Genomic DNA, 12,541 nt, shown 5'->3' with positions numbered 1-12,541 from the left:
CTCAGTGGGACGAAGACAACGTGCAACAAGTGCTGCGACAGCGGTGCGCGTATCTAAACAATTACTTCTCAAAATGAGTCTCGCAAGACTGGGATGCACCCGTCATTTGGAGCAATAAAGGCGATCATCCTATTTTTTGCTCAATAGCCAATTCTCCTAAGGAATAGAAAGTTCGGTCGATAACTTAGTGCTATTACAGAATTTACAAATTCAAGCGTAATAATGGCGAGTACAATCGGCTAGAGAAACCTAAAGCGCTGGACAAAAGTGCTGTCCTGATATCAGCTAGTTGGGGATTAGGGCAGATCATGGGGGAATTATAAAATGGCTGGATATTCAAATGTTCAGTCTTTCGTAAAAGATATGTATGAATCAGAGAGTAAGCATCTTCTCGCCATGGTCAATTTTATCAAATTAAATAAAGCAGATACTGCCTTAAAAACTTTGAACTGGGAGATGTTTGTTGAAATCTATAATGGCGGAAGTTACAGACTCAATAGGTACCGTATTAAGTTAACCAAAGCTTATCAAGAGTACAGTGCTCTTGATAAGCTTTGGTTGCCCTACTTACCTTGAGAAGAAGGCAACTGGAGATGAAGAAGATGCGAATCGCTGTTTTGGCCTCACCAAAGAGGTAATGAGTTGAACGGTTGACCCGGAAAATCTTTATTTACTTCAGATCTCGCCCCTAGGCAGGAGTGAGATCTGAGTTTAGCCATCTCTTCACAAAATCCTATGATACCTACTAACGAACTTGAACTGGGGCAGGAATATCCACCTGCAAGTGAAAAGCAGACAATCGCAGCGATCATTAAACTATCGCAAGACCTCTTAAACAAGACTGCCGATCCGGTGCAGCGGCAACAGCATCCGAAAAGTCATGGCTGTGTCAAGGCCGAATTTATCGTAGAAGATGCGCCAGAGCATCTGAAAGTTGGAATGTTCACCAAGCCTTGCACCTATCCTGCCTGGGTTCGTTTCTCCAACGGGTCTTCTAACATCCAGCCCGATGCCAAGGGTGATGTGCGTGGTATGGCGCTCAAACTGGTGGGCGTCCCTGGTGAAAAGCTTCTGGATGGCGAGAGGGATGCTACGACCCAAGACTTTATTCTGATCAACCATCCTGTGCTTTTTCTGGAAGATGCTCAGGATACGCTGGCGATTTCTAAAGCCTTGCTGGCAGTCAAGAACATGCCGGTAGCATTTTTGAAGCCATTACCCTTCCTTTTGATGTATGCACCATCTCACCGGAAGCAGGTGGGCATTCTTAAAGCCATCCGTCAGAAGTCGGTGACCAACCTCCTACAGATACAGTATTGGAGCACCACTCCCTACAAACTAGGGGCACATGCGATTAAGTTTGCTGCTGTCCCTCGGGGGCTACAACCAACTGGGGATAGCCAACCAGCCCCAACGTCAGATATCTTTCTAAGGGAAGCGATGGTGAAGCAGCTTAGCCATCAGGATGTTTTCTTTGATTTTATGGTGCAGGTGCAGACCGATGCGGCACATATGCCGATTGAAGATGCCACGGTGGAGTGGAGTGAGGCAGATTCTCCTTTTATCAAGGTGGCGACTATTCGGATTTCGTCGCAGCAGTTTGATACAAAGGCTCGCAATGAATTTGATGAAAATCTGTCGTTTAATCCTTGGCACGCTCTCCCTGACCATAGACCGTTGGGCGGTGTGAATCGGGTGCGGAAAGAGGTCTATCAGGCGATCTCTAGACTACGCCATCAACTCAACCAGGAGAACAGACAGGAACCAACAGACAAAGATTTTGATAACCAGCCTTAGCTGATTCTCCCAACACTTCTTCTCTCGCCAATTCGTTGCACTCAATCTACACCAAACAATTCCAATGACTACTTGCCTATCTGCGATCGCTTTTCAAGTTGCCTTACTGATAGAGACTTACCAAAAGTAGCCAAGCCATGCCATTTCCCCATCCCATATTAGGAATCGACTTTTCGGATTATATTGCCGATCGCACTCGTGATTTTACAGGACGCGAGTGGGTGTTTCGAGCCATTAATGATTGGCTTTCTGATTCTGATGGTGCGCGATATTTCCTATTAACTGGTGAACCAGGAAGTGGGAAGACTGCGATCGCTGCTCAACTCACACTGATTTTTCAGAGAAAATCTATTCATTCCGAATCTCATTCTGAGTTGGTTTCGGGGTTCCTTAGCGCATATCACTTCTGTTCGGTAGGACGTAGCAATTGGACTGATCCAAGAAACTTTGCCCGTTCTATAGCCTTACAGTTATCTGCTATTCCAGCATATGCTCAAACTTTGAAGGAAATTGGAGATGGGGATAAAATTCTTAATATTAAAGTTGATATTGATGTCAGAAAAGCAAATGATTCTTTGATTCAAGGGATTTTTATCAAAAACTTGAGCTTGGGTGGATTATCCGGGCAGGAAGCTTTTAATCGACTGATTTTAGATCCTCTCAATATCCTTTACCAAAAAGGTATCAGAGACAAGATAACTATTCTTATTGATAGCCTTGATGAAGCATTAGCTTACAGCGGTGGTAAAAATATTGTCGGCATCCTTTCTGAACTTCAAGACTTACCACCGAATGTTAGATTTATTTGTACAACCCGCTCAGTTCGCTTGGTTCTTAGTTATTTTGAACTCCTAAAACCGCATCAGTATACACTTGCAACTAAATCCGAAGCCAACATAAAAGATCTATCCAGATACATCAAAACAAGAACTAGTGTTACACAAATCAAAGAGAAACTTCAAGTGATCGGTGTACAACTTGAATCCTTTGATCTTCACATTCAGAAGTTAGCTGATGGCAATTTTCTCGTAGCTCATCATATTTTGAATGAAATTGAAGCTAGCAGACTAGAGATAAGTAGTTTGTCGGATGCCTTGAAAGGGTTTGACGGTATTTACCAAAATTTTTTGCGTCGCTTTTGTCAGGATGAATGGGATAAGAACTATCAACCCATCTTAGGGGTTCTCAGTATCGCTTATGAAGCACTCACTGAAGAGCAGTTAAGAAATCTTCTTTCAAGCTCTGATGATTATCGCATTAACTCTACCAAATTGCGGAGATCTTTGGGGATTTTACTTCAGTATTTGGAAGCTGAACAGAAATTTGGTAGTGAAACTTACAAATTGCATCATGCTGCTTTACGCGAGTATCTACTTGATGAAAAGCGTAATCAAGATTTTTGGTGCGATGCTAAAGATTTTCATTATTTAGTTAGTAGCTTCTATCAGTCTTTTATGACTACATTAAATACTTCAAGCTCTGAACGAATCGACACTTATGGATTGCGCCATCTAACTAAGCATCTAATAGAGATTACGTCATGGGATAATCTAATAGACTTATTATCCCAGCAAACCAAAGATGGGAAAAATGCTTGGTTTAAGACTAAAAATGCGGTGGGTGAGCCCGCAGGTTTTTTAGATGACATTGAGCTTTTTATTCAAAATTTTCCTAGAGAACTATCTCCTAAGGAGTTTAAGGCGCTTATAAATGTTGATGAATTAAATTATCAAGTTGAACTGATAATCAAATTGGCTTCTCGCTATCCAGATAGTCTGCTTGTAGAGGCTCTAAACTTTGCCATTGGCTCTACAGACGATCACCACAAGAAACGGTTACTTGTATCTCTAGTAGATAAATTTTCTCCTGGACTGCTTCCAAAGGCTTTAGAGGTAGCTCTAGCAATTCAAGACGTGACCCCTCGGGCTAAAGCACTTACAGCACTAGCTGATAGGCTTCCCGAAGCTCTTCCTAAAGCTCTAGAGGCAACACTAGACATTGAAGATGAGTCCTATCGTGCCCAAGTCCTGATAGAACTGGTTGATAAGCTTCCTCCAGAACTTCTACGAGTAGTTCTAGAAGTAACGCTAGATATTAGAGATGAGTTCCATGGTGCCCAAATCCTGATGGCATTAGCCAGTAAACTTCCCTCAGATCTATTGCCCTTAGCTTTAGAGGTAGCTCACTCCCCTAAATATAAGTTCTCTCGTGACCAAATCTTAGTAGCACTAGCCAACCAACTTCCTCCGGACTTGCTACCTGTAGCTTTAGAGGTAATTCAAGCTATTGAAGATGAGTTCCATCGTGCCCAAGCTCTAACGATGCTAGCCGATAGACTCCCTGAAGTGCTCCCCATAGCTCTAAAAACAGCATTAGCCATTCAGTTTACTCCTAACCGTGCCCAAGCCCTGATAGCATTAGCCAATAAAATTCCCGAAGTGCTGCCTGTGGCTTTGCAGACTGCTCAAACCATTGAAGATGAGTTCTATCGTGCCCAAGCCCTGACAGCACTAATTGCTAAATTTCCCGATGTGCTGCCTGTAACTTTGCAAGCTGCTCAAGCCATTGAGAATGAGTATTACCGCACGCAAATACTCATCTCAATAGCTCGAAGCTTACCTGAAGAGCTATCTGAAGACATTAAGCAGACAATCTCTAACGTCATTCAAGCAATTCAAGATGAGTCTTACAAAGCTACAGTGCGAGATGAGTTTGCTTCATTCATTCCAGTAATTACGGGAGAGTAACGGTAGATGACATCTGAAATTGTTGCAACTCAGCTAAAGGCAATCGATTTTAGCCAGGATATATCTCAACTCAACGAAGATTTTGTTGGGCAGAAGTGGGTTCTTGAGAAAATTGACAAATGGCTGCTAAAGAAGAACGATCGCTTCTTCATCTTGTTAGGAGAACCAGGAGTTGGAAAAAGTGCGATCGCAGCTCATCTCACCCAAAAGCGAAAAGAAATTATCGCAGCTCATCACTTTTGCAAACTAGGAGATGAAGACACTGTTTGTCCCAGTCGAGTATTGCGATCGCTAGCGGTTCAACTTGATAAAACCCTTCCTTACTACTATGATGCATTAGTTAACACGATTAAATCAACGCTATCCGCTGAAGCTCGTATCAACATTGACAAGATTGAAGACCTTGAAGATGGCACTCTCAGTATAGTCAAGCGCTTCAGAATTAATAACGTTGATGCGAGTGATATTGCGAATGAGTTAGACATCCTCATTCGTGCTCCTCTAGCGGCATTGCCAAAGATATACAAGGAAAAGGGCGAAACCCCGCCAGAGATAGCTGTCATTTTGATTGATGGTTTGGATGTCGCGGTAACGATGGAAGAAGGGGTTCAAGAAGACGAGGACTTAGCAACGTTGTTTGCTGCGTTGTCAGAAGATGAAAGTCTGCCCTCTTGGATACGGTTTCTGTTTACCACTCGTCCCGATCGCCGAGTATTGCGAGAGTTTGAACCCCTCAAGCCGTATTTATTAGAGGAGATGTCAGAGAAGAATCTGGCAGATATTCGACAGTACATAGATGAACGAATAGCAGGGTCTTCTACCATACAGAATCAGGTAGCAGAGACTCCGATGGAGACTCAAAAATGGATAGAGCAGTTAACGGAGCGATCGCAGGGGAATTTTCGGTATATCAAAAGCTTGCTGAATGACTTGGAGGTAGGGCACTCTTCATTGATAAAGATGCCTGTATTGCCGGTAGATCTAGAGAGGAGCTATGCCGATGATTTTGCTCAACGCTTCCCTAAGGATGAATGGGGTCAGCGACACGACCAAATTCTGAGATCATTGATGGAGGCAAAGCATCCATTAGCAGAAGATGAATTGGCGACCTTGACTGAGATTCGTCCTCGGCAGTTGCGACAGGATTTATGGGGATTACGTCAGTTTTTAGATGTTCACTTAGTTCGTTATTGCTCAATTTGGGACAAAAAAGAAAACCATTATGAGACTTATGAAACTTTCACTATTTTTCATGACTCACTAAAAGCCTATTTGATGCAGCGATCGCTCGCTACCACCTGTTCCTAATTAAGTAACCATTCAGTTAAGAGTACCGTTTATGTCTTTTTTGAACCGTTTAGGCGAGATCGATTTTAGCCATACGATTGAGCGTTTGGTGGAAGGCTTTACCGGACGTGAGTGGTTATTTGAGAAGTTGGATCACTGGCTCAATCAGGAAGATGGAGAGAAGTTTTACTTGCTGACGGGTGAACCAGGCGTTGGCAAGAGTGCGATCGCGGCTCGGCTCACTCAACGTTGGGCAGAGAATGATCCGGAAGCAGGAAAACTTGCTGCTTATCACTTCTGTCGAGCTGGAGATGTGGAGACAGTGCGACCCGGACGGGTGGTGCGATCGCTGGCAGCTCAGCTTGTCAATACGCTACCTCAATACAAAGAGGCATTGAAGGAAGTCATTGACCCGGTTTATCTGAACATCAATTCTGAGATCAACATTGGCACCCTCAGCAATAGCCAGGTAACGGGTATTTATATTGAAAACCTGAAGAACCTTGACCCCAGAGAAGAGTTTCGTCTGTTGATTCAGGAACCACTGGCGACATTGTCAAATATCTATGCCAGCCTTGGGGAAACACTTCCGTCAGTGAAGGTTCTTTTAATCGACTCGCTAGACGAGGCTGCAACCACCACAGGTCAGGAGAATATGGTGACTTTGTTAGCCTTGTTGTACCAAGTACGGGAAACTCTCCCACCGTGGATACGTTTTTTGATGACTGCCCGTCCTGATCAGTCCGTGTTAACTCGGTTTCTGCCACTTCAAGCTGAAAAGATAGAGGAACTGGAGGCAAAGAATTTAAGTGATATTGAACGGTATATTCAAGGGCGGGTTGACAATCAGTTTCGAGAGGTGCAATTGATACCTGAGCCTCAAATTAATAATGCACTCGTTTCTAACCTAAAACCACTACAGCAACGGTTGGAAGAGGCTGACCTTACTGCTGAGAAGTTGGTGGGTGAGGTTAAGGAGCTTTCGCATGGAAATTTTCTATATACCAAACTATTACTGAACAGCATTGAATCAGGAGAGCAGTCGATTAAGAATTTATCGGCTTTGCCCAAAAACTTAAATGACATTTATCACCGCATCTTGCGCTATCGTTGCTCGTTTCGGGGATGGTTGAAGCGATATCAACCCATTTTAGGAGTGCTGAGTGTTGCCCAAGAAGCCATCACGTTGGGGCAGCTGACCAAATTTCTAGGAATTAAACCCAGAGAACTAAAGCAAGATCTTGAGGTTTTCCAGCAGTTTTTGGATCAGTCTGAAGATGAACAGGGGGAAGTTGTTTACTCTATCTTTCACCAATCATTACGTGAATATTTGCTTGATAAACAAAACTATGATTTTTGGTGTGATGCTAAGGAACAGCATGAGAACATCATTAGTTGTTATGAGCAGGAGTCTGAATCGTGGCAAGCACTACGGCAAATTGATTTATATGGATTACGTCATCTTTCCCAACATCTTGTACAAGCAGAACAGGTAGAGCAACTGCATTACTTGTTGAAAGTAGAGATAGAAGGTCGCAACGCCTGGTTTGATTTAAAGGATTCTGTTGCAGAAATGGCAGGATTTTTGTCTGATGTGCAGCTAGCGTGGGCGAAAGCGGATGAAGCCTATAATCATAAACCTGCAAAAAGTATTGGATTGCAGTGCCGTTATGCCCTAATCATAGCCTCGGTTAATAGGCTAGCAGAGATTCCATCAGAATTGGTAAAAACTTTGATTGCATATAGGTTCTGGCATCCTCTTAGGGCAATTTCCTATGCTGAGCGTATTTTAGATCCAAAGACAAAATGTGAAGTATTGCAAGCGATCGCTGATGCGTTGCCAGATAGCGAAGTCTTAAAATTTAGAGTTCTAAAATCCGCACTCCAGGCTGCTTTTGATATTCAATTAAATCATGAGCGTATTTCTGCATTAGCTGTTCTTATCTCCCATCTGCCTCAAACGCTATTGCCGAATTTACTAGAGTTTGTAGCAACTCTCGACGAATATACTCGTGCTGAGGTATGGGTGTATTTATTAAAGCTGTCGCTTCCTGAAGAGTTACTAATAGAAATATTAGAGGCAGTCCAAACCTTTCAGAATAAAGAGATTATTGCAAATGTTTTAGTAGTCTTGGTAGACCGGCTTCCTGAACTTTTGCTGCCGGGAGTTATGGAAACTGTGCTCACGAGCATCGGAGACTATGATGGAGGAAAACATTGTGCGAAGGTATTAGTCGCATTAGCTCTTAGGCGATCACCAGCAATATCTGCGAAGCTTTTGAAAGCTGCTTTGACAATTCAGAAAGAGTATTATCGTGTAGATTTATTGGTCGCACTAGCTGATGCTATTCCTGATATTCTATTGCTAGAACTACTCAGAATAGGACAGGCTATTCAGAATGAAGAATATCTTGTCAAAGTATTAAAGGCTTTTGCAATTACTCTTCCGAAAACATTGCTTTCAGAAGTTTTAAAGACTATAGGAACAATTCAATCTGAGGAACATCGTGCTGATGTATTGGTCGCCATATCCAATAAACTTCCAAATACGCTACTTTTGAAAGTTTTAGAAGATATTGATTCAATTCAAGCAGGAGAATATCGTGTTAAGGCGCTAGTTAACATGGCAGATCTTCTCCCTGAATCGCTGCTTCCAAATCTCCTGCAAATCGCTCAAAATGTTCAGAATGAGCAATATCGTGCACAAGCAATGGCAGGCTTGATAGATAAGTTGCCCATCGCTTTAATCTCAGAAGCTTTTGAAACTATTGTATCCTTCGAAAATAAATTTTGGCAAATAGATGTGTTGCAAGCTCTAGCGTATAAACTTCCCGAACTTGTACTTCAAAAAGTTTTAGATGGTTACATAACAGGCGAGGATTTTAGATTTACTGTCTATGGATCTAAACTCGCTGAGCTAATATCAACACTAGCTAAGAACTTACCTGAAACTCACCTTCCCCAAATTCTAGAAGCCACATTTACTATTCTATATGAGTACAATCGTGGTGAGACATTGGCGATCTTAGCGGAAAGACTACCTCAAGCATTAATTTTTCAAGTTCTAGAAGCCGCTCTAAAAATTCCAAAAAATTATGACTCCCGCGCAAAGGTATTGATTGCTTTAATCAACAGAATACCTGAAATAGCAGCTCAGGCTCTGGAAGCTACTATGGACATTGAGGATGAATTCCTTCGTAGCAAAGCACTGGTACTTCTGATGAGCAATCTGCCCAAAGAACTATCTTTAACTATCTTGGAAGCTATCTTAGCTTTGAAGAGTGAAAGCTGCCGTGCTGAGGCATTAATTGTATCAGCCAATAAGTTACCCGAAGTACTTCTTCCGCAATTGCTGGAAGCCACACGCACAATTCAACTTGAAGGCCGACGTGCTGATATATTAACGGCGCTCATCCCTAAATTGCCTGAAACACTTCTTCCCTTAGCTCTAGAAGTTACAATAACGATTGAGGCTGAGTTACCCCTTTTCAGAGTGCTGATGGTACTTGCAGATAAACTACCCAACGTAGTTATCAAAGCCCTAGAAGTCGCTGCAAAAATTGGAAGTACCTCTCGGACTGAGGTATCAGCATGTCTAGCAGAAAAAATACCTCAAGTGCTCTATCCCGAGGCTTTAGAAACTGTACTGGAGATTCAGTCTGGCATAGATCGTGCTGAGTTGTTAAGCATGCTAATCGACAAACTTCCTGAACCGTTGTTGTCAAGAGCTTTAGAAATAACATTGACAATCCCATATCAGGAATATCGATTCAAAGTATTGACTGTATTAGCAAAAAAGCTACCTCAATCATTGCTACCTCAAGCACTAGCTGCAGCTCAAGCAAGTGAGGATGAGCCTTTTCAAGTTAGAGTATTGGTTGCATTAGTGGAAGAAGGACCTGAAGTATTATTACCCCAAGCACTGATTGCAGCTCAAGCAATCCGGAATGAAGAAGAGCGTATTAATGCCCTTATCACACTAGTAAATCAATTACCTGAAACAGAATGTTCGAACATATTGGAAATCTTTAAAACGATTAAGAATGAGAGATTTTATGGAGAGTCTCTTGTTGCCCTAGCAGAAAAATTGCCCCATGCGCTACTTCCACAAGTGATAGAAGCTACGCTGTCTATCCAGCACGAAGAACTGCGCGCAAATACATTACTGCCTATAGTCAATAACTCTACACCATCAAATTTACTGTTGAAGGCTCTGGAAGTCGTTCAGACAGATTATGTGGGTAAGCGTATTTGCGAGTTCGCCTATCTGCATCTATTAATGCTTTCAATCGGTAAAATACCTCTTGAATTTTCAACAATCCTGGAAGCTCTGGAGACAATTCAGGATGAGAGTTGTCGCGCTGCTGGACTTACTGTTTTGGCAGATTATTTACCTCATCATCTCATTAATAATGCCTTGCAAATTGTTTCAAGTATTCGCCATCACGACTTTCGCGTTCTTGCAACATTAGCATTCATGGATAATGTTACCTTTGACTTTTTTCCAGAGGCCTCTGAAGTTGTACTAAATAACCAACAGTGGCTGCAACAATTTAGCCCCTCCCAAGAGTTTACCCCCTCTCAGTCGTCGTGGAGTCATCGGTTGTTGAAACACTGGACACTTAATGGCTTGATCAATAAGATGCCTTCTGAGATACTTCCGAAAGTTGTGGAGATATTAGTAAATAGCCAATCTTCAGAGTTTATTTTTGAAGATACTCATCGTGCTGCTATCTTAATAGCACTAACAGATAAAATACCCTATGTGCTTCCCCAGGCATTAGATGCTGCCCTTGGTGTTGAACATAAAAGCCGTCGCATTGAGGTTCTGATATTACTAATAGATAAATTGCCCAATTTACTTCCACAAGTGCTTAAGGAAGTATTATCCGAGTGGTCTGAGTATGATCGTGCATCAATGCTAATACAACTGGCAAACAAGTTACCTGATGCCGCTCTTCCTCAAATTTTAGAAGCTGCTCTTTCAATTCAAGATGGAGGATCGCGTGCAGGAGTTTTGATAACATTAATAGAAAGGTTACCTGATGACTTGCTATCTGAAGTTCTAGAGTCAGCTCAGGCTATTGAGGAATCGCACTGTCGCACCGAAACACTTAGAGCTTTAGCTGTTTATTTGTCGACAACCCCCGATCGCTTCAAGCTTTGGCAGAAATTACTTCGTTCTCTCTCTCAGCGAACTCGATCCAACTTACTGAACGATATATCAGTATTACCTTCTGTACTCCATTCATTGGGTGGTGAGGATGCAATTTTAGAAGCTGCTCAAGCTGTCCAAGATATATGTCGTTGGTGGAACTGAAACTCTTTCCAGAGTTTCACGGCTTGCAACATAAAGCACTAAGGTTTTGCTGGAATTTAACAAGTGATGTGAAACCAAATGACTTTAATAAGGATATTAAACAACTTACTGAACAGTTTGTAGGGCGAGAATGGGCCTTCAAGGGAATAGATCAATGGCTGCAACAAAAGAACAATCGCTTCCTCGTTCTGCTAAGAGAACCAAGTGTTGGAAAGAGTACAATCGCGGCTCACCTGACTCAAACCCGCGAAAATATTGTTGCCTATCACTTCTGCCAAGCAACCGATCTCAACACCTTAAAACCGGGACAGATCGTGCGATCGCTTTCTGCCCAACTCATGAAGCACAAGGAAGCGCTACCGGGGTATGGTCAGGCATTGCTAAATACGATTAAGTCACCAACGTTAGCGGCGAAGGTCGAAATCACCTATCAGAAAGCCACCAATAGCGAAATCACAGAGGTCTTCATTGGGAATCTGAAGTCTAGTAACGAGGGCAAGGAAGGGCAGGAAGACCTGGACAGTTTGCTGGAGATTTTGATTCGGGCACCTTTGGCAGCATTGGGCGATTTTCAAGGGTCACTTCCAGACCGAGCAATTTTCTTGATTGATGGGCTGGAAGTGGCGGTTTCGAGTGCAGCAGCGGCTCAAGATGACGAAGATATTGTGACCTTACTGGCAAACTTCTCAGAAGCTGAAAATCTGCCTTCCTGGGTGCAATTTATTCTTACCTCCCGTCCCGATCGCCGGGTGTTGCGAGAGTTTGAGCCACTTCAGCTCTATAAGTCAGAAGCAAAGACTCAGAATTCGGATGCTCAGACGAAAGCGGTTATCTTGCCAAATTGCCAGTACAAGCTGAGCGAAATGTCGTACGAGAATCAAGCAGATATTCGGCAGTACATTGAGCAACGAGTAAAGCAACCCGCCTTCCAACCGCTACTGGCAACCGCGCAGATGTCAGAGCAAACCCTGGTAGAGGCATTGACGGAACAAGCTCAGGGGAATTTCCGCTATGTTCGCTGTGTGCTGGATGAACTGGAATCTGGCACGCAATCGCCTAGACAGCTTTCGGTATTGCCAGAGAGCTTGAAACAAATCTATGCCCAAGAGTGGTTTGTGGCAGCATCCGGTAACGAGTGCCAATCTATTCTGAGGACGATCGCCAACGCTAAGGAATTTCTCACCGAGGATGAGTTGGTCAGCCGCACTAAACTACGTCCTCGTCTGGTGCGGCAAGCCCTGTGGGGACTACGGCAATTCCTGGATGTCGGCACAAAACCAGATCCTGAAAGCCGTGATAAGGATGGGAAAGAGGTTGAGCCTGTCGATACCTTTGCCATCTTCCATCCCTCCCTGCGCGAGTATTTACTGAACCAAAAACCAGAATAAGC

The 12,541-nt window shown here is 43.1% G+C and carries 5 protein-coding genes and 1 pseudogene; all 6 read left to right on the top strand.

All coding sequences use genetic code 11. The features are described 5' to 3' along the window. The first annotated feature begins 200 nt into the window (after nt 1-200). Nucleotides 201-576: pseudogene (locus H6G07_RS25790) on the top strand (N-acetylmuramidase domain-containing protein). A gap of 159 nt (nt 577-735) precedes the next feature. Next, entirely contained in the window at nt 736-1,797 is a 1,062-nt protein-coding gene (locus tag H6G07_RS25785; protein WP_073611281.1) for a catalase family protein, read from the top strand. A 137-nt stretch (nt 1,798-1,934) separates the two neighbouring features. Continuing rightward, a complete protein-coding gene (locus H6G07_RS25780; protein ID WP_139297226.1) occupies nt 1,935-4,544 on the top strand; it encodes a P-loop domain-containing protein in 2,610 nt (869 codons plus the stop codon). A gap of 6 nt (nt 4,545-4,550) precedes the next feature. After that, nucleotides 4,551-5,852, top strand: coding sequence for a P-loop domain-containing protein (locus tag H6G07_RS25775; protein ID WP_073611279.1), 1,302 nt, complete (start codon nt 4,551-4,553; stop codon nt 5,850-5,852). Between the two features lie 31 nt (nt 5,853-5,883). Continuing rightward, the gene (locus tag H6G07_RS25770; RefSeq protein WP_073611278.1) at nt 5,884-11,151 is read left to right on the top strand and encodes a P-loop domain-containing protein; all 5,268 of its coding nucleotides are present in this window, start codon (nt 5,884-5,886) and stop codon (nt 11,149-11,151) included. Then, nucleotides 11,133-12,539, top strand: a complete 1,407-nt coding sequence (locus H6G07_RS25765) for a P-loop domain-containing protein (RefSeq protein WP_073611277.1) — start codon at nt 11,133-11,135, stop codon at nt 12,537-12,539. The genes H6G07_RS25770 and H6G07_RS25765 overlap by 19 nt, the downstream gene beginning before the upstream one ends. Nucleotides 12,540-12,541 lie beyond the last annotated feature (2 nt).

The sequence above is a fragment of the Phormidium tenue FACHB-1052 genome (assembly GCF_014696675.1).
Lineage (GTDB): Bacteria > Cyanobacteriota > Cyanobacteriia > Phormidesmidales > Phormidesmidaceae > Nodosilinea > Nodosilinea tenuis_A.
Note: the sequence above shows the minus strand (reverse complement) of the source record. Positions and strands in the feature narration are given on the sequence as shown.